At 73.2% G+C, this 25,182-nt stretch carries 21 protein-coding genes; 9 read left to right on the top strand and 12 right to left on the bottom strand.

The features are described from left to right. Positions 1 to 2 precede the first annotated feature (2 nt). Complete coding sequence (locus G6553_RS14440; RefSeq protein WP_166194307.1) at positions 3 to 1,409, bottom strand: metallopeptidase TldD-related protein; 1,407 nt, start codon at positions 1,407 to 1,409, stop codon at positions 3 to 5. After that, entirely contained in the window at positions 1,409 to 2,950 is a 1,542-nt protein-coding gene (locus G6553_RS14435) for a TldD/PmbA family protein (RefSeq protein WP_166194304.1), read from the bottom strand. The genes G6553_RS14440 and G6553_RS14435 overlap by 1 nt, the downstream gene beginning before the upstream one ends. A gap of 103 nt (positions 2,951 to 3,053) precedes the next feature. Between G6553_RS14435 and G6553_RS14430 the strand changes: the two genes are divergently transcribed. Continuing rightward, positions 3,054 to 3,743: a sulfotransferase gene (locus G6553_RS14430; RefSeq protein WP_166194301.1), complete on the top strand. Its 690-nt coding sequence runs from the start codon at positions 3,054 to 3,056 to the stop codon at positions 3,741 to 3,743. A 169-nt stretch (positions 3,744 to 3,912) separates the two neighbouring features. On the opposite strand, the gene G6553_RS14425 is transcribed toward G6553_RS14430, so the two are convergent. Then, positions 3,913 to 4,185, bottom strand: coding sequence for a hypothetical protein (locus tag G6553_RS14425; protein WP_166194298.1), 273 nt, complete (start codon positions 4,183 to 4,185; stop codon positions 3,913 to 3,915). A 157-nt stretch (positions 4,186 to 4,342) separates the two neighbouring features. On the opposite strand from G6553_RS14425, the gene G6553_RS14420 reads away from it, so the two are divergent. Further along, complete coding sequence (locus G6553_RS14420; RefSeq protein WP_166194295.1) at positions 4,343 to 5,218, top strand: hypothetical protein; 876 nt, start codon at positions 4,343 to 4,345, stop codon at positions 5,216 to 5,218. A 106-nt stretch (positions 5,219 to 5,324) separates the two neighbouring features. Next, positions 5,325 to 5,501, top strand: coding sequence for a hypothetical protein (locus G6553_RS14415; RefSeq protein WP_166194292.1), 177 nt, complete (start codon positions 5,325 to 5,327; stop codon positions 5,499 to 5,501). Positions 5,502 to 5,532: 31 nt separating this feature from the next. On the opposite strand, the gene G6553_RS14410 is transcribed toward G6553_RS14415, so the two are convergent. Further along, positions 5,533 to 7,266 (bottom strand): helicase, encoded by a 1,734-nt coding sequence (locus G6553_RS14410; protein WP_166194289.1) that lies wholly within the window; start codon positions 7,264 to 7,266, stop codon positions 5,533 to 5,535. A 125-nt stretch (positions 7,267 to 7,391) separates the two neighbouring features. Here G6553_RS14410 and G6553_RS14405 point away from each other — a divergent pair, with 125 nt between their 5' ends. Continuing rightward, the gene (locus G6553_RS14405; RefSeq protein ID WP_166194288.1) at positions 7,392 to 8,738 is read left to right on the top strand and encodes an MFS transporter; all 1,347 of its coding nucleotides are present in this window, start codon (positions 7,392 to 7,394) and stop codon (positions 8,736 to 8,738) included. Between the two features lie 198 nt (positions 8,739 to 8,936). After that, positions 8,937 to 9,290: a DUF1801 domain-containing protein gene (locus tag G6553_RS14400; RefSeq protein ID WP_166194285.1), complete on the top strand. Its 354-nt coding sequence runs from the start codon at positions 8,937 to 8,939 to the stop codon at positions 9,288 to 9,290. A 307-nt stretch (positions 9,291 to 9,597) separates the two neighbouring features. On the opposite strand, the gene G6553_RS14395 is transcribed toward G6553_RS14400, so the two are convergent. Both G6553_RS14395 and G6553_RS14390 read right to left on the bottom strand, forming a co-directional pair. Next, positions 9,598 to 9,891, bottom strand: coding sequence for a hypothetical protein (locus tag G6553_RS14395; protein ID WP_207619798.1), 294 nt, complete (start codon positions 9,889 to 9,891; stop codon positions 9,598 to 9,600). A gap of 247 nt (positions 9,892 to 10,138) precedes the next feature. Continuing rightward, the gene (locus G6553_RS14390) at positions 10,139 to 10,462 is read right to left on the bottom strand and encodes an STAS domain-containing protein (RefSeq protein ID WP_166194279.1); all 324 of its coding nucleotides are present in this window, start codon (positions 10,460 to 10,462) and stop codon (positions 10,139 to 10,141) included. A gap of 290 nt (positions 10,463 to 10,752) precedes the next feature. On the opposite strand from G6553_RS14390, the gene G6553_RS14385 reads away from it, so the two are divergent. Both G6553_RS14385 and G6553_RS14380 read left to right on the top strand, forming a co-directional pair. Next, positions 10,753 to 11,172: an ATP-binding protein gene (locus tag G6553_RS14385; protein WP_166194276.1), complete on the top strand. Its 420-nt coding sequence runs from the start codon at positions 10,753 to 10,755 to the stop codon at positions 11,170 to 11,172. Between the two features lie 296 nt (positions 11,173 to 11,468). Beyond that, the gene (locus G6553_RS14380) at positions 11,469 to 11,981 is read left to right on the top strand and encodes a hypothetical protein (protein WP_166194273.1); all 513 of its coding nucleotides are present in this window, start codon (positions 11,469 to 11,471) and stop codon (positions 11,979 to 11,981) included. 597 nt (positions 11,982 to 12,578) lie between these two features. On the opposite strand, the gene G6553_RS14375 is transcribed toward G6553_RS14380, so the two are convergent. The 4 genes from G6553_RS14375 to pepN are packed head-to-tail and all read right to left on the bottom strand — an operon-like array spanning position 12,579 to position 19,957. Further along, positions 12,579 to 15,458, bottom strand: coding sequence for an SMC family ATPase (locus G6553_RS14375; protein ID WP_166194270.1), 2,880 nt, complete (start codon positions 15,456 to 15,458; stop codon positions 12,579 to 12,581). Continuing rightward, positions 15,455 to 16,624, bottom strand: a complete 1,170-nt coding sequence (locus G6553_RS14370; protein WP_166194268.1) for an exonuclease SbcCD subunit D — start codon at positions 16,622 to 16,624, stop codon at positions 15,455 to 15,457. Before G6553_RS14370 ends, G6553_RS14375 begins: the two co-directional genes overlap by 4 nt. A 55-nt stretch (positions 16,625 to 16,679) precedes the next feature. Next, positions 16,680 to 17,513 carry a formate dehydrogenase accessory sulfurtransferase FdhD gene (locus G6553_RS14365; protein ID WP_347565720.1) on the bottom strand — a complete coding sequence of 278 codons (834 nt, stop codon included), beginning with the start codon at positions 17,511 to 17,513 and terminating at the stop codon, positions 16,680 to 16,682. Further along, on the bottom strand, positions 17,510 to 19,957 hold the full coding sequence (pepN, locus tag G6553_RS14360) for an aminopeptidase N (RefSeq protein ID WP_166194265.1): 2,448 nt from the start codon (positions 19,955 to 19,957) through the stop codon (positions 17,510 to 17,512). The genes G6553_RS14365 and pepN overlap by 4 nt, the downstream gene beginning before the upstream one ends. Positions 19,958 to 20,111: 154 nt before the next feature. On the opposite strand from pepN, the gene G6553_RS14355 reads away from it, so the two are divergent. Together G6553_RS14355 and G6553_RS14350 are read left to right on the top strand one after the other, a co-directional pair. After that, complete coding sequence (locus G6553_RS14355; RefSeq protein ID WP_166194262.1) at positions 20,112 to 21,836, top strand: SpoIVB peptidase S55 domain-containing protein; 1,725 nt, start codon at positions 20,112 to 20,114, stop codon at positions 21,834 to 21,836. Between the two features lie 231 nt (positions 21,837 to 22,067). Continuing rightward, positions 22,068 to 22,793, top strand: coding sequence for a hemerythrin domain-containing protein (locus G6553_RS14350; RefSeq protein ID WP_166194259.1), 726 nt, complete (start codon positions 22,068 to 22,070; stop codon positions 22,791 to 22,793). A 187-nt stretch (positions 22,794 to 22,980) separates the two neighbouring features. Here the strand turns inward: G6553_RS14350 and G6553_RS14345 are convergent, their stop codons facing one another. Continuing rightward, positions 22,981 to 24,102, bottom strand: a complete 1,122-nt coding sequence (locus G6553_RS14345) for a putative manganese transporter (protein ID WP_166194256.1) — start codon at positions 24,100 to 24,102, stop codon at positions 22,981 to 22,983. A gap of 25 nt (positions 24,103 to 24,127) precedes the next feature. Continuing rightward, entirely contained in the window at positions 24,128 to 25,045 is a 918-nt protein-coding gene (locus G6553_RS14340) for a manganese catalase family protein (protein WP_166194253.1), read from the bottom strand. Between the last annotated feature and the right edge of the window lie 137 nt (positions 25,046 to 25,182).

Genomic DNA, 25,182 nt, shown 5'->3' with positions numbered 1-25,182 from the left:
CCTCACATGGCCTGGGAGACGCTCGACATGTTGAAGTCCGGCACGCGGAGGGCGGGGGTGGCGGTGCGGCTGAAGTAGTCGTCGCCCCACTCTCGGCTGAAGCTGGGCACGGTCTCGCCGGCGGCGGTGAAGCGGCGAAGCAGGTCGACCGGGGACTCGTTCCAGCGGAAGTTGTTGACCGCGCCGGTGATCTCGCCGCCCTCGACGAGGTAGACGCCGTCGCGGGTGAGGCCGGTGAGCAGGAGCGTCTGCGGGTCGACCTCGCGGATGTACCACAGGCAGGTGAGCAGCAGCCCGCGCTCGACCCCCGCCACCAGGTCCTCGGCGCTGCCCGACCCGCCGTCGACGTCGAGCACGAGGTTGTCGACCGCCGGGGTCACCGGGAGGCCGGTCATCGCGGCGGAGTGGCGGGTCTGCAGCAGCGCGGCCAGCTCGCCGTCGCGGACCCAGTCGGTGCGCTCGAGCGGCAGGCCGTTGTCGAAGACCGAGGACTCGTTGCCCGAGGAGGAGGCGACGACGAAGGGCGAGCACTCAAGTCCCGGGTACGACGGGTCGCTGAGCAGGTGGACGCCCTCGCGGGCGATCCGTTCGCCGACGCGGGTGCCACCGCCCCGCCGGCTGTAGACCGACTGGCCCTCGTGGGCGACTCGCGCGCCGGCGTACCAGTAGGCGTCGATCATCAGGTCGGCCACCGCGCTCGGGGGCAGGACGGTGTCGTAGCGGCCGGCGGGGAGGTCGACCCGGCGGCTGCCCCACCCGAGTCGGCGCTCGAGCTCGGCGTCCATCACAAGCGCGTCGACGTCGGCGAAGTCGCGGGTGGCACCGCCGACCCAGGCGCTCGAGGTGAGGTCGGCGGTCTTGCCGGTGCAGCCGTAGTGGCCGGTCGGCTGCACGTGGCGCAGGCGCAGGCCGGTCGTCGAGCCGAGGTAGGTGGTGGTCAGCTCGTGGTTGACGAAGCCGTAGAGAACCCGGCCGGCCGCGCCGGCGCGGCCGAACGCCTCGCCGAGGGCGGGCGCGAACGCGTCGTACACCTCGATGCCGGTGCGGACCGGCTCGTCCGCCCAGTCCGGCGAGGTGCGGTCGCGGACCAGCTCGGCGGCGTCCTCCGCGGGGGAAGCGGCGCGGGCGGCGGCGTCGGCCGCGGCGACCAGCCCCGACATCTGGGCCCGGTCGGTGGCGCTGCCGGAGACCGAGCCGGAGCAGGTCCCGGCGGCACGGCGGACGAACGAGACGACCGTGACGTCGACGCCGCGCATGACGCCGTTGGTGGTGAGCGTGTTGCCGGCCCAGCGCAGGTTCGCGCTGGTGCGGTCGCGGACGACGACCACGCAGTCGTCGGCGGTGGTCGCGGCGAGCGCCTGCTCGACCAGGTCCTGCGGGGTGGCCCCCGTGATCGTGGTGCCGGACATCAGTGGCCTGCCTCGTCGGTCGTGTTGAGGATGCGGACGCCGCGGAAGAGCGCGGTGGGGCAGCCGTGGCTGACGGCGGCGACCTGCCCGGGCTGGGCCTTGCCGCAGTTGAACGCGCCGCCGAGCACCCACGTCTGCGGGCCGCCGACGGCCTCCATCGAGCCCCAGAAATCCGTGGTCGTGGACTGGTACGCCGCGTCGCGCACCTGGCCGACGACCTCGCCGTCGCGGATCTCGTGGAAGCGCTGGCCGGTGAACTGGAAGTTGTAGCGCTGCATGTCGATCGACCACGACTTGTCGCCGACGACGTAGAGGCCGCGCTCGACCCGGCTGATCAGCTCCTCGGTGCTCGGGCCGTCCGGCGCCGGCTGGAGCGAGACGTTGGCCATCCGCTGGATGGGGATGTGGCCGGGGGAGTCGGCGTACGCGCAGCCGTTCGAGCGGCCCTGCGGGTGGTCGGGCCCGGCGAGCTCCGGCTTCATCGCGGCCATCGGCCGGTCGAGCTGGTAGCCGACGAGGACGCCGTCGCGCACGATGTCCCACTGCTGGGTGGCGACGCCCTCGTCGTCGTACCCGGTGGTCGCGAGGCCGTGCTCGACGGTGCGGTCGCCGGTGACGTTCATGACCGGGCTGCCGTACCGCAGCGTGCCGAGCTGGTCGTAGGTGGCGAAGCTCGTGCCGGCGTAGTTGGCCTCGTAGCCGAGCGCCCGGTCCAGCTCGGTGGCGTGGCCGATGGACTCGTGGATGGTCAGCCACAGGTTGGAGGGGTGGATGACCAGGTCGTAGGTGCCGGCCTCGACGCTCGGCGCCGCGAGCTTCTCCGCGAGCAGCTCGGGCAGCTCGGTGAGCTCGGCGTCCCAGTCCCACAGCGGGCCGGTGGAGCCGCCGACGAGGTACTCGTAACCGCGCCCGACCGGCGGCGCGATGCTCGCCATCGAGTCGAACGTGTCCGCGCCCGTGCCCATCGCCTCGAACGACGGCTGCAGCCGGATCCGGCGCTGGGTGGTCCGGGTGCCGGCGAGGTCGGCGTAGTACTTGTGCTCGTCGACCTGCTGCAGGCTGGCGCTCGCGTGGTCCACGGCCGCGCCGGCGCGCAGCCGCTCGGTCCAGCCGATGAGCAGCGCGGCCTTCTCCGCGACCGGCACGGTGAACGGGTCGATCTCGTAGGAGGAGACCCAGGTGACGTCGTCGTACGTCGGCTCCGGCGCCAGCTCGACCGGGGTGGTCGTCATGGCGGCGGCGACCTGCGCGACCTGGACGGCCGTGTCGGCGACGCGGACCGCCTCCTCGGGCGTGAGCACGACCCCGGACGCGAACCCCCACGCGCCGCGGTGCACGACCCGGACCGCGAACCCGAGGTCCTCGGCGTCGCTCGCACCCTGGAGCGCGCCGTCGCGGACGCCCAGGTGCTGGTAGCGCACGCGCTCGAAGCGGAACTCCGCGTGGCTCGCACCGAGCTCGCGCGCCCGGCTCAGCGCGACCTCGCCGAGGTCGTGGTGGGGGAGGGCGGTGAAGGTGGGATCGAGACCCGGCTCGCTCATGGCGCGACCCTAGTGCCGACCGCCGACCGCGCCGCCACCGCATTTCCGACGGCCGCCCCCGGCCCGTCCGCGACGGCGTACCGCCGTCGTTAGGGTGCTGCCCATGAGCTCACCGGCGTGGTTGGGGATCGGCGCGCAGCGCAGCGGGACGACGTGGTTCACCGACCTGCTGACGCAGCACCCCGCCGTCGGGCTCGGCACGAACGGCAAGAAGGAGCAGCAGCTGCTGCACAAGGTCGGCGACGGCCGGGCCGAGGCGTCGGCGTACCTCGACCTCTTCCCCGCCGACGGCGTCCACCGTGGCGAGTGGACGCCGCAGTCGCTGCGCCACGCCTCGGCCCCCGCCACGGCCGCCCGGCTCGTGCCGGACGCGCCGATCCTGGTGCTGCTGCGCGACCCGGTGGAGCGGTTCCGCTCCGCGATGCGCCTGGCCGCGACCCGCGGGAAGTCGTGGCCCTACCCGGTGCCGATCACGGTGCAGACCTGGAGCGGCTTCTACGCCGACCAGCTCGACGCGTGGGCGGCGGCGGTCGGGCGCGAGCGGATGCACGTCATGGTCTACGAGGAGGTGCGCCGCGACCCGCAGGCCGCGGTCGACCAGGTGTGGCGGCTCATCGGCGTCGACCCCGTCCCGCTCGCCGAGGTCGAGCGCGCCTCCGGCTCCTCCTCCCAGGCCGAGTGGGACTGGACGCCGGGGCTGAAGGAGTCGCTGCAGGTGATGTACCGCCCGCAGGCCCGGCGCCTCACCGACGACTGGGGGCTCGACGTCTCCGCCTGGACCGGCCTGCAGTAGAGCCCGGGATCCTTCGGGTGGGGCCGTCGACCGGGTGTCGGTTCATCCAGGTATGCAGCCGAACCGGCAGTTCCCACGTCGAGTTCACCGTGGGGAGTGTCGACTTCCCTGCATACCTTGATGAACCGACCGGCCGACCCTGGGCCTGACGAGGAGGTACGCGCCGCGCTCAGCCGAGCGGACCGACCTCGACGACCCAGTCCGGACCCAGCTCGGCTCGGACCCGCTCCGCGAGTGGCCCGGCCGCGTCGACGTACCGCCGACGAGCCTGCTCGTCGGACCACCCGTGCCGGTGGTCGTGGTGCCACGACGCGTTCCAGTGCTCGAGCTCCCTCGCCAGCGCGTCCGAGACCTGCGGCCAGTCCTCGCGGCTCGTCTCGCCCCGGTGCCACAACGGCCAGTCGGCGTTGTAGTCGCTCATGAGCCGCACGACCTGGGTCATGCAGAGAGCGTAGGCAGCGGGCGACGAGCCATCGCGCCGGCTGGAGGGCGGGACGCGACGGGCTGGCCGTGCCGACGGGTAGTTGACATCGCCGCCGCGGGCAACAGGGGAGGGCGACAGACCTCTGCGGCGTGCCGCGACGACCTCGGGAGACCCTGTGAGCCCTGCCGCTGCACATCCGTCGCTGCGACGCCGGCTCGAGACCGGCCGGCTGCTGCTCGGCTCGATCCTGGAGCTGGGGATCAAGGCGTACGGCGCGGGCGCGGCGGTGGCCGTGGCGCTGAGCGATGCCGAGACGGTGGGCGGCAAGGCGCAGGACGCGGTGGCGGCGGTCCCGAGCCTGGAGGAGCGCTACCGCGCGACGCAGTACGTCGTGGACCACCGTGCGGAGATCCAGGTCGCGCTCGACCACGTCAACGAGCAGACGCCTCCGCGGGCGGAGCTCGAGGACGCGATCGACCGGAGCGCGGAGACGCTCGAGGGCATCGAGACGACGTACAGCGAGGTGCTGGAGGCCCGCGACGCGCTCCCCTGGAACCCTCGCGACGCGTGGGGCCACGTCAGCGACGCGTGGGGCGCGAAGCCGAACCTGGCGGCGATCTCCGACCTGGCTGCGGTCGCGGGCCAGGTGGGTCCGTACGTCGACCAGGTGGAGGTGCTCACCCCGGTCTACTACGGCGGCCTGCTCGCCGTGGTCGACAACTTCTCCAGCGACGAGATCGTCGGGACGCTCTTCGTCATGGCGCTCGCCCTCGGGCTGGCGTTCGTGCTCGGCGGGGCGGTCGGCTTCTGGGTGCGCCGCGGCCGTCCGGGGCTCGTCGCGCGGAGCCTGCAGCGGTGGGGCGCGGTCACCTTCCGCGGGTGGTACGTCCGGAACCTGCCGCGCGCCCTGAGCCCGCCGTTGTACGCCGCGGCGCGGGAGCGGATCGAGCGCGACATCGTGGCGGACCCGGAGGTCGCGCTGGAGCCGGAGCGCTTCCGCGAGCTGGAGCGGTACTTCGCGAGCAGGTCGCGGGCCGACGCCGGCACCTGACCGGGCGACGCCGTGCTCGTCTGCGGCCGCGTCGCCGGAGCCTCAACCCTGTCGGAAGCCCCCGATCCGTGGGAGCATCGGACGCACGCCGACCGAGGAGGCCCCGATGTGGTTCTGGGTCGCCGTCGCGACCTTCCTGATCGTCGGCTCGCTCGTGTCCTGGTACCGCTCGCGCGGTGCGTACCAGCTCCGGGGCGACCACGAGTCGCGCGCCCGGCAGGTCGAGGGTCGGGTCCAGAGCTACCGGATGCCGGAGGACGGGCCCGCCAGCACGTTCTGGTGACCGGCTGAACCGGCCCGGCCCGTCCCGTCCCTCAGGCGCCGTCCTCGGTGAGGCTCGCGGGCGGCAGCCAGTCGGCGCCGAGCAGCTGGGCGAGGTCCGCGAGCCCGGTGGTGTCGCTGCCGACGGTGTCGGACGCGGCGGCGATCCGCTCGACCATCACCTTGCCGACCTGCTCCTCGACCGTGCCCTCGGCGTACGCGATGTGCCACGGCGAGACCTGGTGGTCGCGGTGGGTGCGGCCGGTGACCTGCCGACCGGCGATGCCGGAGAAGCGGGCCTGGTGGAAGAGCCCGACCCGGGGCTCGGTGCTCGCCTGCCGGCCGTCGGCGAGGGTCTCACCGGCGTGGAGGCTGATCGAGGCGACGGTGGTGAAGACGCAGACCTGCGCCTCGCCGGTCTGGAACCTCAGCCGCTCGGCCTCGGCGTCGAACCGGTCGCGGCCGTAGATCGTGGCCACCTCGATGCCGGCATCGCGGAGCCGGTCGGCGATGGGGTCGGCGGCGGTCGCGACGAACTCGACCGAGCACGCCACCTGCCGCTCGGCCTCGACCTGCTGGGCGATCCACGCGACGGTCGAGTCGACGCGGATCAGGCCGGCCTTCTGCCGGAACCGCAGCAGGGCGGCCCGTCCCTTGGCGACGTTGCGGCCACGGCGGGCGATGTCCATCTCGCGGCAGAACTCACCCCACTCGGCCTCGTACGCCGTCCGCTCCGCCGGCGTCAGCGCCACCGGCATGCCGGAGATCGGCACCGGCCCCCACGGCGCGGCGCGGTGCAGCATCGCCGGCGGCCGTTCCTCGGCGAGCCAGCCGCGCACCAGCTTGAGGTCGGCGGCCCGTCGCGCGGGATCGGTGGTCCAGGTCGCGCCGTACCGGCCCTGCTCCACCGCGACGCCGTGCCGCTCGAGCGCGGCGGCGAACGTCGTGCCGGGCTGCGTGGCCGAGGTCCACTCCCGCATCGGCTCGTCGAGCACCTGGGCGTAGGCGGGAGCGAGGTACGGCAGCTCGAGCGGCGTGTGCCCCGGGGTCGCCGTCGTGGCGATGACGAACGGTGCCTTGTCGTGCGGCCGCCCGTGCCCCGAGATCCGCGCCCAGAGCTTCCACCGCTTCGTCGTCGTACGCCGCAGGGCGTGGGCCTCGTCGGCGATGATCACGTCCCACTCGTGATCGGTGACCTTCTCCAGCCGGTCCCACGTGACGACGACCCACTCCAGGCCGCCGTCGCCGAGCGCGGTGATCGTGCGACACCAGTGTCCGATGGTGATCGCAGCGGGCCGGTCGGCCACGACGAGCACCCGTCGCGCGCCGCGAAGGTCACCGACCGCCGTCGCACCGAGGACCGCCGAGATGGTCTTGCCCACGCCGGGCTCGTCGGCCAGCAGGAACAGCCGCCCGCCCGCCGCCGCCCGCTCCGCGATCGCGTCGGCCGCCTCGAACTGGATCCGCCGCGGCTCGAGCGCCTCGGTCGGCTCGGGTGCCGGCGTGGGGTCGTCGGGGTTGAGGGTGTTCTCGATGAACCGGCCGAGGGTGTGGGGGCCGGGGGAGTACGCCGCGAGGTGCTCGGGCAGCGCGCGCCCGACGTACAGGTGGGTCCTGACCGCGGGGTGCCAGGTCGCGCCGTCGACCTGCGTCCCGTAGGGCACGTCGAGCACCCACAGCCGCTCGCCCGGCCCGGCGGTCGGCAGCGGTCGCTGCGACGGTCGCGTGCCCTTGCGACGCGGTGACGCGGTGCGCCGAGGCGCGCTGGAACGGCGAGACCTGGCCACCCCCGGACGCTAGCGGCGGCTCCGGCCGGTCTGGTGGCGGCGCTCCGTTCCGGCGCTGTGACGCTCGTCCGGTCGGGGGAAAAGCGCGCGACCTCCGCGGCCGGCGCGGGAGAGAATCAGCGGCGATGCTCACCGCGCTCCGCACCTACGTCACGCCCCCGTCCACCCTCGCGGGGCGTCTCTCCGTCCAGTCGCTGCTCTTCGCCACGGGCGACGGGGCGTTCCTGGCGGGATCGGCCGTCTACTTCGGCGTCATCCTCGGGTTGTCGCTGGGCCAGGTCGGCGTGGGGCTCACGGTCGCGGCGATCGCCAGCTTCCTCGTCGCGGTGCCGGCCGGGAAGCTCGTCGACCGGTTCGGTCCCAAGCGGATGTGGTCCCTGAGCGCAGTGGTGCAGGGCGCGCTGTTCCTCGCCTGGCCCTTCATCGACAGCTTCCCGCAGTTCGTCGCGATCGCGGTGGCGATGGAGATCGCGGGCAGCCTTGCCGGCGCGGCCCACGGCGCCTACGTCCTCGACGTGCTCCCTCCGGCCGAGCGCGTGGAGTCCCGGGCCTACATGTACTCCGCGCTCAACGTCGGGTTCAGCCTCGGGGCGTTCCTGAGCGGTGGTGCCATCGCGTTCGGCGCCGACGTGCTGCGTTGGGCCCCGCTCCTCACCTCGGTGCTCTTCCTGGTCAACGCGGTCGCGATCCTCCGGCTCCCGAACGCCACCCACGACGTCCGCTCGAGCGAGCCCCGCCGGCAGCCGGAGGGGCCGCCGGCCATCCGCAACCGCACCTGGCTCGCGGTGACCTTCCTGACCGGCGTGCTGTGGTCGAACCAGGTGCTGCTGCACACGGTGATCCCGCTGTGGCTGGTCATCGAGACCGACGCCCCGCACGAGCTGGTGGCCATGCTCTTCGCCACCAACACGGTGATGTGCATCGTGCTGCCCCGTCTGACCGCGCGCGGCATCCACGACATCGACACCGCCCTGCGCGCGGTGCGCCTCTCCGCACTCTTCTTCGCCCTCACGTGCCTCGTCACGCTCGCCACCCACGAGACCGTCGGTTGGATCACCGTCGTCCTGTTCTTCGTCGGCCACATCGTGCTGACCTGGGCCGAGCTCTACCTCTCCGCCTCGGGGTGGACCTTCGAGGCCGAGCTGATGGATCCGCGGCGCCGCGGGGACTACCAGGGCGTCTCCGAGCTCGGCAACACCCTCGGCCGGTTCTGGGCGCCGGCCGTCTACGGCTTCCTCGCGATGGAGTGGGGCGCCTCCGGCTGGCTCACCATCGCCGCCATCGTCGCCGCCGCCGCGGCCGCCATGCACCCCGCGACCCGGGCCGGACGGCGCTACCTCGAGCAGCACGTCCCGCCCGACGTCCTCGCCGACGCCCGCGCCGGCGCTCCGACGGATCCCGCCCTCGCAACGGCGCTGACGGACCCGCCCGATCCCGGCACGACCGTCACCGACGCCCCGCTGCCGCGCTGATCCAGGTGACCCGTCGAGGGCGAGTCCGTTAGCCTCACCACTGGCGGTACGCCGCCGACTGCGCTTCCACGTGGCCATCCACGTGAATCATCGCGGAGAGACCTGACCAGCTCAGGACATGTCCGGATGGGGTGCGGCGCACTGGTGCGCCGACTCATTCCACCGATGCCTCAGCATCGGCCGACGGAAGGACATGACATGTCGTCGAAGGACGAGAAGAACCTGACGCAGGTGACCGACCAGATCGCGAAGATGGACGAACCGCGGCGGTCGACCATGCAGCGGGTGCACGACGTCATCATGACCGTGGCTCCCACTCTGAAGCCGCGCATCTGGTACGGCATGCCCGCCTACGCGATGTCCGCGAGCACGCCCGCGCTCATCACCCTGCGCAACGACGAACGGCTCAACCTCGCCATCACCGAGAAGGCACCGTTTCGCGCAGCGGGCGGCGCGGACGGGCAGCTGATGCCGGCGGCGTGGTACTTCGAGACGGTCGACAACGCCACCGAGAAGCGGATCGCCGAGATCGTCCGATCGGTCGTCGACTGAGCGGCTGCGCTCCCGGGCAGCCACGGTGTGTTGTCCCACGGACGGCGAGGACACGTCTCGTCCGGCCGTCCCGGCACGAGCGGACCAGTTGTCCCTGACAGGCGGCGACATGCCGCGGTCGCTGGCCGGTGTGGCCGTGCAACAGCAACACGCGGATCCTTCTTGCAAGAGTCGTCGCCCGGGGTTCCCCCGACGGGCCCCGGGCGACGAGCACGGGTGTCCGGACTGCTCCTCATGAGAGCGCCGAACGACGGGACCGCCCTCCTGCTCGGGTGAGCGGAAGGGCGGTCCGTTTGTGAGGCTGCGATCAGTGCTGGTTCGCGCCGTTGCTGCGATCGCGGTTGTCGTCGTCGTAGAAGTCGCGGCTGCCGGACTTCGCCAGGCCACGGCTGACCATGTATCCGATGGTCAGCAAGGTGACGTAGAACCATGCTTCCTGCGCACCGAAGTCCGATGCGTCCACGACCGCGGAGGCGATCAGGACACCGATGACGGCTGCGACGTAGGCGACGAGTTCCGTGGTCTTGATCGAGGCCTTGGTCTCGGTGCTGATGCGTCGGGAGGTGGTGTAGGTGTGGTCGCTGCTGTGGGTCGCTGCCATGGTCATGCTCCTTCGGGTGTGCGCACGAACGGGCCCCATGTCGATACCGTCGTCACGCACGTCGGGGGAATGCCCGGCGTACCGGACATACTCTCGGTATCCAACAGGTGGGCCAGCAACACACACCCTGATGGGCGTGATTGCGGCTAGGACCCGGGCCCTGAGACCCACGAGGACGGCCGACCGGGTGGGGTTGCGGCGACGCTCCGCAGCCCAGGGTCGGCAAAGGACCCCGGGCGATCGGAGATCAAACCCCTGAGTCGGCTGACTGACCCGCGGCCGTTCTCAGGTGGGCCTCTGCCCCGGTCAGCCGCAGGACCCGTCCGGCGGGCTCGCTCGGGTCGATCACGCGCATCAACACGCCACGGGTCGACGCAGTGGCCTTCGCCTCGACCAGGGCGGTGACACCAGCACAACCCAGGAACGTGACCTCGCTGAGATCGACCTCCACGAAACGGGTGCCTGCCTCGAACAGATCCACAAGCGCTGAGGCGAAAGCGGACGCGGTGAGGCCATCGATCTCACCAACGACCACAAGTCGGCAACCGGCCCCATCGAGCATGGGCATCATGCGTATATCGAAGAAAGGCATCTGAGGCTCAGTCCATCGTCATCGTTCGCCGAAGACGGAGACGCCGAAGTGGCGTGACACGAGAAACCCTCAGTAATCACGAATGTACGCCCATCCGCGAAGAAGTGTTAGCCCTCGTTGCAGGACAGCAGACCCTGGACGCTGCACAGCGCGCGACTTCCTGACGCTCAGAAGGCCGTAAGCAAGTCGCAACGCGGGTACCGAGTCCGCGTACCCGAGCCCCCACGGCCTGCACCATGCCCTGCACGCCACCGACACCAAGGAAGCGCGTGCCGAACCCGCCCGACGCGAACCGGACACCAGACCCCCGTCGGCAAGCGCTTCGGCTCCCGTACGACCTGGCCAGCGCAGGTACCGCACGCCACCTCATCACCGATGACCTCGAACGCGCCGGAGCGCCGCGGAGGTTGCAGCAAGACGCCGCGCTCGTGGTGAGCGAACTGATCACCAACGGCGTCGAGCACGGTCAACCCCTGGAAGACCACACCGTCGCCGTCTCCTGGACCCTCGACCACAAGACCGTCGAGATCTGCGTCTCCGACGGAGGCTCCGGCGCACACCTCCAGCCAGCAGCAACCGACCCGACCCGGCCGCGCGGACGCGGCCTCGCCCTCATCGCGACCATCAGCGACCGCTGGTGGGCCGAACCAGGCCACAGCACCACGGTCTGTGCTGTCCTCACCGCATAACGCGGCCTGGCCCGGCCCGGCCTGGCGCGCCCGCAGCGCCAGCCGGGGCACAATCACTCACTGGCCCGTACAGCGTTGGACGGGGCAGGTGCGGACACTCCGCTTGTCCTGCTGCTCGTGCAGGGGTGCCCGAGCGAGCCGATCGCGGGGCCACGAACCGCCAGGTTGGCGCCGAGGAGGAGCACATGCAGACGCCTCCCCTCCGCCTGGCCAGCACGCTGCTCACGCTCGCGTTGACCGGATGTGGGACCACGACTGAGCGGGGGAGCCCACCGGGGTCGCCCAAGGGTGGTGACGTGCCGACCACGGCACGGGCACTTGCCTTCGTGGCCGCTGAGCACGTCGGGACACCTTCCTCGGCGACCGAGGAGAGCGACGCGGCCGAGGAGCTGGGCTCGGACGCGGTCGGGACGGAGCTGCGGTACGGCTCGGATGGTAAGTACGACGGCGACATGCTCGTGGTGGCGGTAGGCCGGGGCATGGACAAGACACCGAGCGACTGTGGTGTCGAGACCAGCGAGTACCTTGCGGGCTGCGTGGAGACCGACCAGGGCATGCTCATGTGGGAGGACGTGGCCCCCGAGTCGGATCCAGGCGTCGTCTACGTGTCGGTCGACAAGGGCGACACCACCGCGCTGCTGTTCTACGCCGGACCGCCCATCACCGGCGACCCCCGCGAGCTGGACATGCCCGTCTCGACCGATGACCTGTTCGCGATCGCCAACGATCCGAGGGTGGATGTGACCACCTCGCAGGAGGCGGTCGACGCCGGAGCAGGACTGCCGTTCTGGCATGACCCACGCCGCTGAGACGGAACGCGGGCCGACGGCTCCCACGTCGATGAAGTGGAGACCTCGCCCCCAGGCGCCCGCGCCGGGTCGAGGCCGGCCACCCGTGTCGAGACGGTCGCGGCGGGACGGGCGCCCACCCGCACGAGCCTCAGATGGCCGCAGGGCCCTCTGGACGGGGGCCGAAGCGAGGAGCAGGTGTTCTCCAGATGCTCGGCGAGCGCGAGGCAGAGCCTTCGCCGACCGCAGGCTCACATCGGCGTTCGTGCGTGTAGCTCCGAGCACTTGCACCGCGTGACGACGTGCGGGCAGGCTCTTGCACCCGCAAGCGCCACGACGGAGCCGTGTGCGCCGGGCACCAGCAGTCCTGCATCCTGATGTCCGTCCTGGCGCGACGGTGTTGGACCTCGCTTGCGGCAAGGGTGCGACGTCGGTCTTCCTGGCGCGTGAGTGCGAAGCTGACGTGGTGACGACGACGAGTTCGACGCGATCGTCAGTGTCGACGCCTTCGAGTACTTCGCTGTGCCAAACGCGTCAGAGCCGCGTCACCTCGTCGTTCCCATCCAGGCGGCGGAGCGGCCCGAGCGTGTGCCCGTGCCCGAGAGACGAACGGCTGACTCAGCCCGTGAGCGAGACGGTCGACCCGCGGCGGGACTTCGCGACGAGCAGCTGAGTGGGGATGCGGTCGCGCATCTCGGCGACGTGGCTGACGACGCCGACGACGCGGCCGCCGTCGCGGAGGGAGTCGAGGGTGTCCATGACGTCGTCGAGGGTGTCGGCGTCGAGCGAGCCGAAGCCCTCGTCGACGAAGAGGGTGTCGAGGGCGGCGCCGCCGACCTCGTTGGTGATGACGTCGGCCAGGCCGAGGGCCAGGGCGAGGGACACCACGAAGGTCTCGCCGCCGGAGAGGGTCGCGGGGTCGCGGGTCTCGCCGGACCAGTCGTCGCGGACGAGCAGCGAGAGCCCGCCGCGGGTCTCGCCGGCGCCGCGGCGGCCGGTGTGCTCGAGGGAGTAGCGGCTGTCGCTCATCCGGGCGAGGCGCTCGTTCGCGGCAGCGACGACCTGGGAGAGGCGGTAGGCCAGGACGTACGCCGAGAGCCGCATCTGCAGCCGGTTGTCGGCGGACTTGCCCTCGACGAACGCGCACAGGCGGGTGGCCAGCTCGAGCTCGGCCCGCAGCGGCGCCCAGTCGTCCAGGGCTTCGGACAGCGACGAGTGCAGCGATGCGAGGCGGCCGGCGCGGGTGGTCCAGCGGTCCTCGGCTGTGCGGGCGTCGTTCAGTGCACCCAGGGCACTGCGGTGGGCGCCGGCGAGGGCGTCGACGTCCGGGGGAGCGGCGGCCGCGAGCTCCTCGGAGCCCGGGTCGCGGAGCACCTCGGTCACCGCCGCGAGGCGCTGCTCGTGGCGGGCGAGCCGCTGCTCCAGCCGCGCGCAGGCAGCGGCGTCGCGGAGGGCGGCGTACGCCTCGTCGGATGTGTCGAAGCCGGCGGCGGCCACGGCGTCGGCCAGCGCGGCCTCCGCCTCGGCGACGGCGCGGTCGGCCTCGGCGAGGCGGTCCAGCGCGTCGAGCGCCGCGCGGCACTCCCGCTCGGTGGTGCGGTGCCGGCGCAGCAGGCGGTCGAGGTCGGCGGCGGCGTCGCCGGTCGTGTACTCGCCGGCGTCGGCCATCGCCTGCTCGAGCTCGTCGGCCCGCACCTCGGCCTCCTCGGCGAGCGAGCGCCGGGTGGCCTCGACGGAAGCGGACTCGGCCACGAGCTCCTCGACGGCTCGGGCGGCCCCGGCGGCGTCGGGGGCCGGGCGACCGCCGGCTGCGGCGAGCAGCCGCTCCAGCGACGTGGCGAGCCCGGCGCGCTCGCCCTCGAGGTCGTCGACGTCCCCCGGCCCGGCTGCGTCCTCGGCGTGCTCGAGTCGGATGACCAGGTCGCGGACCTTCCCGTCGCGCAGGTGCTCGAGGGTGGCGGCGTCGTCGACGGCGCGCTGGGCGGCCTTCTCGGCGTGGTCGTCCGGGGCGTCGGGGCCGGCGACGGCCTTGGCCGGGTGGTCGTCGGAGCCGCACACCGGGCAGCAGGCGCCGACAGCCAGGGCACCGGCGAGCTCGGCGGCCATGCTGTCCAGCCGCGCGCGGCGTACGTCGATGGCGTGCTCGCGCGCGGCGAGCGTCGCCTCACGCGACTCGTGCCACGCCTCCCGGGCCGCGGCCAGCTCGGTCCGCAGGCGGGCGACCGTCGCGTGCGCAGCGATCCGCTCGACGACGGTGTCGAGGGCGGACTGCACCTCGACGGCCTCGCAGCGGGCGCGGGCGGCGGTGGTCAGCCGTTCGAGCTCGGTGGCGCGGGTGGCCAGCCGGCCCGACTCGGTGTGCAGCGTCGCCAGGCGGGCGGCGCGTGGGCGGAGCGCCTCGACCCGGGCTGCGGCGGTGACGGCGACGTCGACCTCGGCGACCAGGGCCTCGCGATCCTCACGCGTGACGGCTCGGGCGGCGGCGGCCCGGGCGGTGCGGGCCTGCTGCACGAGCCGCAGGACCGGTGCCACGCCTGCCGCGCGCCGCGCCGCCTCCAGGACGCCCCGGTCGGACTCGACGGCGTCAGCCTCGGCGAGGAGGGCCTGGTGCTCGCGGGCGGCGTCCGCGAGCCGGGCCTGCCGCTCGGCGAGCGCGCGGCCGGCCTCGAGCGCCTTCCGGGCGTCGGCCTCGGCGGAGACCGCGGCCGCGGCCTCGACCTCGGCCGCGGTCGCCGAGGCGGCGGCGGACTCGGCGAGGTCGCCGGCCCAGGCGAGCAGGGTGCCGTCACCGGACGGCTCGGTCAGGTCCCGCACGTCCCAGGGGAGCGGTGTCGCCACGACCTCGCTGACCCGGCTGGCGAGGTCGGCGACGCCCTGGTGCGCCGACTCGGAGCGCCGACGCAGGTCCAGGCGGTGGTCGCGCAGCCACCGCTCGACGTCGGCGAACCGGCCGGTGCGGAAGAGGCGCTGGAGCAGCTCGTGCCGCTCCTCGGACCTCGCGCGCAGGAACGCCTGGAAGCGGCCCTGGGGGAGCATCGCGACCTGGGTGAACTGGGTGAGGTTCATGCCCAGCAGCTCCGAGACCAGGTGACCGGTCTCGTCGAGCCGCGAGGAGAGCGGCACCCAGTCAGCGGCGACGAGCTCCGACAGGGTCACCGACGCCTGCTGGGTGGTGGTGCCGGTGCCGCGCTTCTTCGGGCGCTCCCAGGCGGGCGACCGGACGATCCGGAACCGCCGGCCGCCGAGGGTCGCCTCGAGGGTGACCTGGGGCGCGACACCGGGCGCGGCGCTGTCGCAACGGAGTCGCTTGGCGCTGGACCGGTCGCCGGGGACGTCGCCGTACAGCGCGAAGCACACCGCGTCGAGCACGCTGGTCTTGCCGGCGCCGGTGGGGCCGGACAGGAGGAACAGCCCCGCTGCGGACAGGTGGTCGAAGTCGACGCGCACGGTGTCGGCGAACGGCCCGAAGGCGGTCGCCTCGAGGGAGTGGAGCCTCACGGGGCCGCCACCCCCAGCACGGCGCGGTCGAGGTCGGCGTCGTCGCAGCACGCGTCGATGGCGGCGTCGAGCAGCATCCGCTCGGCGTCGGTGGGAGGCGCGCCGCGCAGGTCGCGGACGAACTCGTGGGCGATGTCGTGGTCGGTGCGGCCGGCGGTGCGGGCCGCGGGGGCGACGCCGATGCCCGGCGGCGGGGTCGCGAAGCCGAGCACGAGCGCGTGCGGGAAGCGCCGGCGCAGGCGGTCCATCGCCTGGAGCGGCCGCACCTCGTCGGTCAGGGTGGCCTGGACCCACGAGCCCTCGTGGCGCTGGTGGCGGGCGTCGGTGAGCAGCTCGTCGAGGGTGCCGGTGAGGCGGGCTAGCGGGCGGGGGACCGGCGCGTCGACGTACTCCGCCGTCACCGCGCCGTCGGCGGCGAGGTCGACGAGCCAGGAGCCCTTGTGGTGGTCGGCCTCGGAGAAGGAGTACGCCAGCGGCGAGCCGCTGTAGCGCACCCGGTCCGTGAGGGTGTGCCGGCCGTGGAGGTGGCCCAGCGCCACGTAGTCGATGCCGTCGAAGAGCGTGGTCGGGACGATCGAGACGCCGCCGACCGAGATGTCGCGCTCGGAGTCGCTCGGCTGGGCGCCGGCGACGAAGGCGTGGGCGAGCACGACCGAGCGGGTGCCCCGTCGGGTCGCGAGATCGGCGCGGACCCGGACCATCGCCTCGGTCAGCGCGGCCTCGTGGGAGCGGGAGCGGAGGTCCCAGGGGGCGGCGACCGCGTGCGGGTCGAGGTAGGGGAGCGCGTGGACCGCGACCGGCCCGTGCTCGTCCTCGAGCAGCACCGGCGTGCCGACGCCGGCCGGGTCGGTGCGGATGTAGACACCGGCCGCGTCGATCAGCCGGGAGCTGAACCCGAGCCGCTGGGCGCTGTCGTGGTTGCCGCTGGAGATGACGACCCGGGCTCGCGAGGCGGCGAGCCGGACCAGCACGTCGTCGGCGAGCCGGACGGCGTCGACGTGCGGCAGCGCGCGGTCGTAGACGTCGCCGGCGACGACGACGAGGTCGACCTTCTCGGACTCGACGACCCCGAGCAGGTGGTCGGCGAAGGCGGCCTGGTGGGTGAGCATCCCCTCACGGTGGAACGACCGGCCCAGGTGCCAGTCGGAGGTGTGGAGGATGCGCATGCGAGGACCGTAGGAGCCGGCGCCGACAGTCCCTCGGACCCACGCCGGGGCTGGCTCAGGTGTAGCGCACGCAACGCCGCGCGGAGGTGAAGCCGTAGAGCACCAGGCCGGCCTCGCCGGCCAGCTTCGCCGACAGGCTCGTGGGCGCGCCGACCGCGGCGAGCGCACCGACGCCGGCGGCCAGCGCCTTCTGCACGAGCTCGAAGCCGGCCCGCCCACTGACGACCATCGCCGCCTCGGCCGGCGGGTCCCCGGCCAGGACGCGGGCACCGGTCACCTTGTCCACCGCGTTGTGGCGGCCGACGTCCTCGCGCACCACGAGCGGCTCGCCCGAGGCGGTGAACAGTCCGGCCGCGTGCACCCCGCCGGTGCGGTCGAAGACGCGCTGCTGCTCGCGCAGCACGTCCGGCAGGCCACGTACGACGTCGGGCTCCGGGAGGTCGCCCGTCCAGCGCGCCGCCGCGCTCACGGTGAGCGCCGAGGCGACCGAGTCCTTGCCGCAGACCCCGCACGCCGAGGAGCCGGAGCCGAGCGTGTCGTGGCGGTGACCCGGGTCGGAGAGCGGCGGGGCGTCGAGGGTGACGGTGACGACGTTGAACTCCTGCTCGGGGGACAGGTCGGTGTCGGTGCAGTAGGCCACGCTCGCGACATGACCCGTCCCGCGCACGAGACCCTCGTGGACCAGCCAGCCCGCCGCCAGCTCGAAGTCGTGGCCCGGCGTGCGCATGGTGACCCAGACCCGCCGCGCGGGCGAGCCGGGCCAGGCGAGCCGGATCTCCAGCGGCTCCTCGGTGGCGAGCCGGTCGTCGTGGCGGCGCTCGCCGGCCTCGGTCAGCTCGCGCACCTTCGCCCGGACCGTCGGCCCGGGGCGACGCGGACGGTCGATCACGCCGGGTAGGCCTTGCGGACGGCCAACCGGCGCTCGAGCTCGTCGACCTGGTCGACGACGCGTCGGCGGATCGAGGCGTCGAGCCCGGCGAGGTCCAGCAGCCTGCGGACCGAGGCGAGCGTCTCCTCGCGCAGCGACGTGCCCGGGAAGAACGCGTCGGCAGCGTCTGCCAGCACCCAGCCGCTCCGGGCTCCGGCGGTGGCGGGGAGGTCGGCGACGTACCGGTCGACGTAGGCGTCGGTCAGGTGCTCCTGGCCCGAGCGCCACATCCCGTGCCCGGCCGCGGTGAGCTCGTAGTTCGGCACGTCGACCTCGCCGGTGAAGCGCTGCCAGGCGAACTCCTTCGCCTCGGCCGTCGGCAGCGACGCCCGGGCGCGGGTGTGCTCCACCCGTGCCGTCGCGGTCGGCTCGGCGTCGAGGGCGGCCTCCAGCTCCTCGGCGTCGGTCGCGCCCAGCACGGCGAGCCGGACCAGGATCGCCCAGCGCAGGTCGAGGTCGACCTCGATCCCGTCCGGCACGGCCCCCCGGAGCCACTGGCGCAGCGCGTCGGGCTCGGTCGAGGAGGCGATCGCCGCCTGGAACGCCGAGAGCTGCAACGTCGAGCCGGGGTCGGTCGTGGCGACCTTGCGCAGCACCGCGCGGTGGACCCGCTCGAGCGACCCGTCCGCGGCGAGCGGGACGACCTTGCCGAGGACCCAGGGGAGCGTGGCCGACACCGCGTCGTCGCTGTCCTCGACGCCGAGGCCCGCCTCGAGCAGGTCGACCACGTCGGCGGGGGAGACGGCGGCGTTGTGGAACGCGCTGCGGACGTTGTTCCACACCCCGGCCCGGAGGAGGGCGTCGTCGGTGGCCGGCAGCAGGGTCTTCAGCGCGGCGACCGTGGTCGCGTCGGGCTGCACGAGCGCGAAGGTGTCCTCGAAGGGGTCGAGCAGGACGGCAGTGCCCTCGGCGACGTCGTACGGCGTCTCCGGGCTGTCCACCGTCAGCGACGCGACCTCCCAGCCGGCGCCCGGCGCGGCCGTCGCGACGCGGAACGTGTGGGAGCGGTCGGCGGGGTGCTCGGCCGGCGGGGTGCGGCGGACGACCCCCGCGGCCCGGTCCAGCACGATGCTGTCCGGCCCGGCCGTGCGCAGCCAGTTGCTGGTGAAGGCGGACAGGTCGCCCGCGCCGGCGCCCTCCCAGCTCTGGAAGAGGTCGTGCATCGTGGCGTTGCCGAAGCGGTGGCGGGTGAAGTGGTCGATCGCGCCGGCGAAGAACACCTCGTCGCCGAGCGTGGCGTTGAGCTGCTTGAGGATGCTCGAGCCCTTGGCGTAGGAGATGCCGTCGAAGTCCTGCAACGCGGCGGTCGCGTCGAGCGCGCCGTTGCCGGCGACCGGGTGGGTGCTGGGGCGCTGGTCCGCGACCAGCCCCCACTGGCGGCGCGCGTAGGCGTGGTGGGTCCAGGCGTCGGCGTACTCGGTGACGTCGGCGGTGACCCGGTTGCCCATGTACTCCGCGAACGACTCGTTGAGCCACAGGTCGTCCCACCACCGCGGGGTGACGATGTTGCCGAACCACTGGTGCGCCATCTCGTGCGCGACGGTCGTGGCGCGGCGGATGCGCGCGCCGCGGGTGACGCGGGAGGAGAAGACCAGCGGGTCGCGGAAGGTCACGCAGCCGGGGTTCTCCATCGCACCGGCGTTGAACTCCGGCACGAACGCCTGGTGGTAGTCGCCGAACGGGTAGCGGATCCCGAAGAGGCGGTGGAACTCGTCGAAGCACTGCCGCGTCATCGTCAGCAGCTCGTCGGCGTCGGCCTCGAGCGCCCCGGCGAGGCTCTGCCGGGCGCTCAGGCCCAGCGCGATGCCGTCGTGCTCGTCGCGGACGAGGTGGTAGGGGCCGGCGACGAGGGTGACGAAGTACGTCGACAGCGGCTGCGTCGGCCCGATGTGCCACAGGCCCGGCTCGGGGCTGGTGGCGGGCGCGTTGCCGACGACCGTCCAGTCGTGCGGGGCGAGCACCGTGACCGTGTAGGGCGCCTTGAGGTCGGGCTGGTCGAAGCAGGCGAAGACGCTCGGGGCGGCGTCCATGAACGACATGCCGTAGACGTAGTGCCGCCCGTCGGCGGGGTCGACGCTGCGGTGCAGCCCCTCGCCGTCGTTGCGGAAGCGCATGGTCGCCTCGACGACCAGCTCGTTGGGGCCGGACGCGGTCTCCAGCGGGAGCCGCCCGCGGTCCAGGGCGTCCGGGTCGAGCGGGGAGCCGTTGAGCACCACCCGGTGCACCCGCACCGGCTTCAGGTCGACGAACGTCGGCCCGCCGAGCGAGTCGAAGCGGATCGTCGTGGTCGACGCGAAGGTCGAGTCGTCCGCGGCCAGGTCCAGGCGGACGTCGTACGACTCGATCGTCAGGAGGGCCGCGCGGGCCTCGGCCTCGGTCCGCTGCAGGCTCCGGTAGGTGCTCACGGCGCCACCCTACGGAGCGGACCGTCACCGGGTCCGGGGAGATCGTGACCGGATCGCGACGCACTTCTGCGTGTGGGCAACCAAACCGCCCGGCGCGGCGTCGTAGGTTGCAGCGAGCGTGATCCACGCTCCCACGTCCGGGAGGAAGCCCCACATGACCACCACACGACGCCGGGGCCCTGCCCTGGTCACCCTGACCGCCGCGGCCACCGCCACCACCGGCCTCCTGCTCGGGACGACCGTCGCCGTCGGCCCGGCCACGTCGGCCGAGCCGGCCGGCGACTGCACCCCCGCCTTCCCGGTCGCCGAGCTCGAGACGGGCGACGCCGTCACGGGCCTGACCGTCGTCCGCGGCACCACCCCCGAGGCGTTCACCGGCGAGGTCCTCGGCATCCAGGAGGACGGCATCGGCCCGGACCTCGACATGGTCATGGTCGAGGTCGACATGCCCGCCGTCGAGAAGGCCGGCATCTGGCAGGGCATGTCCGGCTCGCCGGTGTACGCCGCCGACGGCCGCCTCATCGGGGCGATCGCCTACGGGCTGTCGTTCGGTCCGTCCCCGGTCGCCGGGATCACGCCGTTCGAGGACATGGACGACTACCTCGCCGAGGCGCCCGCCCGGATCCGCGTCGGCAAGGCCGCCGCCGACCGGATCGCCCGCGCCACCGGCGTCACCCGGGCGCAGGCCGCCCAGGGCTTCCGCCAGCTGCCGATGCCGGTCGCCGTGTCCGGGGTGCGCGCCGAGCGCCTCGCCGCCACCGAGGACCGCCCCTACCTGCCCCGGGGCGCGCAGGCCGCCGGCGTCGGCAAGGCCGCGGCCGCCGGGCCCGAGACCCTGGTCGCCGGCGGCAACATGGCCGCCTCGCTGTCCTACGGCGACGTCACCCAGGCCGGCGTCGGCACCGCGACCTCGGTGTGCAACGGCCGCGTCGTCGGCTTCGGCCACCCGATGTCCTTCGAGGGCGAGACCACGATGAGCCTGCACCCCGCGTCGGCCATCTACATCCAGGAGGACCCGGTCGGCCCCGGCTTCAAGGTCGCCAACCTCGGCGCCCCGGTCGGCACCGTCTCGGACGACCACCTCACCGGTATCACCGGCTTCCTCGGCGCCCTGCCGCGCGCGACCACGATCAGCAACACCACGACGTACCAGGGCCGCACCCGCACGGGCACCACGAAGAACACCGTCGACAGCGCGGCGGCGGGCACGACGTACTACCAGATCGTCGCCAACCACGACCGTGTCGTCGACGCTCTGATGCCCGGCTCGGAGACGCTGAGCTGGACGATCCGCGGCACCGACGTCGACGGGTCGGCCTTCGAGCTGTCCTTCGACGACCGGTACGCCTCGGACTACGACATCTCTGGTGAGTCCGGCTACGAGCTCGCCGACCTCGTCTTCGCGCTCACCCGGATCACGGGCGTCACCGTCGACTCGGTGACCAGCGAGTCGGTCGTCAGCGACGACAGCTCCACCTACCGCGTGCGCGGCGTCCAGCAGAAGCGCGGCGGCAAGTGGATCCCCCTCGGCAAGGGTGAGCGCGCCGAGGCCAAGGCCGGCTCGACGCTCGTGCTGCGCGCGGTCCTCGCCGGCGCCGAGGGCCTGACGTACGTGCCGCTCACCATGAAGGTCCCGGCCTCGGCCGCCGGCATGAAGGGCCGGCTCGCGGTGCAGGGCGGCGGTTGGATGTACGGCGGCGGCAACATCACCTCCGTCGCCAAGGCCGAGAAGGTCGTCGCCAACATGATCCGCAACGACGAGGTCGAGGTCGAGCTGACCCTCGACAAGCGTCGCAAGCACGTCGAGCGCACCAAGGTGGTCGGCCCCGCCGACCGGGTCGTCCTCGGCTCGAAGCGGGTCCGCGTCGTCGTTCGGTGACGTCCGCCTGACCCCCGCCTGACCGGGCTCGCCAGCCGGGTGCTCGCCCGTGCTGACGGCCGACGCGGCATGTAACGGACTGTTCGCCGCTCTACCAGCACGTTGCAACGTGCTGGTAGAGCAGTGAACGGTCCGTTACACGCGCCCCGCGTCCGTCGCCGTTGGCACCTCGGCAGGCGATCGCCGGGCAGGTCGCGACTGGCCCGGGTGGGGGCGGGTACTCCGCAGGGCATGACGTCGATCGCACACCAGACCGTGGCCGAGCTCGGGGGCGAGTGGAGCATCCTGAACCGTCAGCGCCGCGACCACGTCCGCCTCGACGAGCTGCTCCACCAGCTCGAGGGCAGTGAGGGCCAGGAGCAGCGGGCGGTGCTCCGCGAGATCAACCGGCTGGTCTTCCCGCATGCGTTCGCCGAGGAGTCGGTGCTCTGGCCGGCGCTGCGCCGGATCCTCCCCGGCGACGAGGGGGAGCGGCTGACGCTCCAGGTCGAGCAGGAGCACCAGGAGGTCAACCACCTGGTGGTCCAGCTCGACTCCGAGGAGCTGAGCGAGGAGGAGCGCCGCCCGGTCATCGACCGGCTGATCGAGGTGCTGCGCGAGGACGTCCGCGACGAGGAGGACGAGCTGCTCCCGCGGCTGCAGGAGCTCGTGCCGCCCTCGCAGCTGCGCGCGCTCGGCGTCGCGTGGGAAGCGGTACGCCGCACCGCACCGACGCGCCCGCACCCCACGGTCGCGCGTCGGCCACCGGGCAACGCGCTGGCCGGCCTGCCGCTGACGGTGATCGACCGCTCCCGCGACGTGCTCGACCGCGGCGCCGAGCGGTCCACCGCCCCCACCGCGCGACGGCTACGCGGCCTGAGCCAGTCCCTGGCCGGGGTCGCCGGCCGGGTCGAGCGGGTGGGTGTCATGCGGGTCGGCGAGGACCCCAGCACCTCCGTGGACGACCCACGCGCGTAGCGCCACCACGGCGAGCACGGCCGCGGCGGCGACCAGGGCCGCCGGGGTGCCGGTGGCGGCGCCGAGCACGGCGGCGACCGCCGCGAGGAGCAGGTGGAGCCGGGTCGTGGAGAGCGGCACGACGCTGGCGCGGGGCCGGGTCGCTGGCACGGGCGTGAGGTGGGACATCGGTGTTCCTCCGGTCGGTTCAGGTGAGCACGAGCAGGAGCGACCCGACGAGGACCGCCGGGATCGTGGTGAGCACGGTGGCGAGCAGCGCGGAGCGGTGCTCCAGGGCCAGGAGCGGGATGAGCGCGTCGCCGTCCTGGCTGATGGTGTTGGCGACGAGGGTCGACAGCGGCATGCCGCCGGCCAGGAACAACCCGGCGAAGACGATCTGCACGGCGCAGCCGGGGATCAGCCCGACCAGCGCGCCGACGAGGACGCCGGCGAAGCCGAGCACCGGCAGCTGCGAGCCGTCGAAGCCCGTCAGCGTGGTGAGCAGGGACCACGCGACGTACGCGATGGCGACCCAGACGGTCACGAACGACACCTCGTCCGCGCCCTCGGCGAGCACCTGCTGCATCGACGTCGGCTCGCCGTCGACGGTGTCGTCGGCCAGCTTGCAGCCGTTGCGCAGGAAGAAGCCGACCGCCAGCACCGAGCCGACCAGCCCGATCGCCAGGTAGGGGTCGACGCCTCCGAGCAGCGCGTGCCCCAGCTCGGCCGGGTCCACCAGCTCGAACGTCGCCGGCAGGCTGACCGTCGCGCCCGCACCCAGCAGCAGCCACATCAGGGCGGGCAGGGTGGCGGCCTCCATCAGGACGGTACGCCGCCGGGCCGGCGCGGCCGCGGCCACGACGGGTGTCGGCACGGGCACCGGGGCCCCGGTCGCCGCTGCCGGGGCCGCCGGGCGGGCGACGGTGTCCACGCGACGTCGCGGGGCGATGCCCGCAGCGTCCACGACGTACCCCGTCGCCGCGCCCGTGGCGACCAGCAGCACCTTCAGCTGGAGCGTCAGCACCGGGTCGGCCGCGAGCAGCACCCACGACGCGTCGCCCATGGTGGCGACGAGCGCGGAGATCGCGGCGCCGTAGCTGACGGCTCCCCTGGCGTAGACCGACATCACGATGATCGCGCCGCCGCAGCCCGGCGGGACCGTCAGCAGGGCGGCCACCAGCGGGCCCAGCCGGCGGTGACGCTCCAGGGCGTCGTCCAGCCGGTGGCCCCACCGGTGGCGCGCCCAGCCGAAGGGCACCACCAGGAGGGCGACGAACACGCCGACCTCCATGAAGGCGTCGGCCAGCGGGCGCAGCAGCAGCTCGGTCATCGGTCCGGTCTCCAGGGATCGTCGCTCACTCGCCGGTGAGCTTCTCCTTGGCCTTGCTCAGCAGGTTCTCCGCGCCCTGGCCGTAGGCGCCGGCGGCGTTGCCCGGCTTGCCGGGGCCCATGCTGCCGTCGTAGGTCGCGAAGAGCAGCGGGTCGGGCGCCGGCACCTGCTGGACGTCGTCGGTGAGCGAGACGCCGGGGGAGAACTGGATCTCCTTGTCGCCGATGAGCGTGGTGCCCTGGGCCCAGCGGCCCTCGGCGGCGGTGCTGCCCTCGTGGAAGCTGTAGAACGTGCGCCCGGGCTCGTCCTTCTCCTCCTCGGCCAACGAGTCCTCGATGCCGTCGGTGAAGCCGTCCTCGATGAGCTGCTCGATGCCGAGCAGCCACTGCTGCTGGTGGAAGGTGTCGCGCGCGAGGTTGAACTGGAGCATGTCCTTGACACCGGGGTCGTCGGTCATCTGGTAGACCCGCGCGGTCTGGAGCCGGCTCTGCGCCTCGGCCGACACGTTGCTGCGGAAGTCGGCGAGCAGGTTGCCGCTGGCGACGATGTAGCCGCCGTTCCACGGCACGCCCTGGCTGTTGGTGGGCATCGCGGCCCCGCCGGTGACGATGGCGTGCTGCACGTTCTGCCCGCCGAGCACGGCGGCGAGGGCCGGGTTGGCGGCGGCGGCCTGGGCCTGGGTCTCGGACGGGGCGCCCTCGAGCAGGCGGGCCATCATCGTCACGAGCATCTCGACGTGGCCGATCTCCTCGGTGCCGATGTCGAGGATCATGTCCTTGTACTTGCCGGGGATGCGGCAGTTCCAGCCCTGCCAGAGGTACTGCATCATCACGGTCATCTCGCCGAACTGACCGCCGACGAGCTCCTGGAGCTTCGCGGCGAAGAGGGCGTCGGGCCGCTCCGGCTTCGCCGAGAACTGCAGCTCGCTGGTGTGTCGGTACATGGTCGCGCCTTTTGTCGTGGGTGCCTCCGCAGCACCCGGTGAGGAGCACGCTCCCGGGCCGCCGTGACCTGGCCGTCCGTCACGGCGTGTGCCGCCCCGCCGTCGTCGGCGTGGCCCCCGCCGTCCGCGCCGCCGTA

The organism is Nocardioides sp. IC4_145 (assembly GCF_011250565.1).
Taxonomy (GTDB): Bacteria; Actinomycetota; Actinomycetes; order Propionibacteriales; family Nocardioidaceae; genus Nocardioides.
The sequence above is the reverse complement of the archived record's forward strand: the minus strand, read 5'-3'. Positions and strand labels throughout refer to the sequence as shown.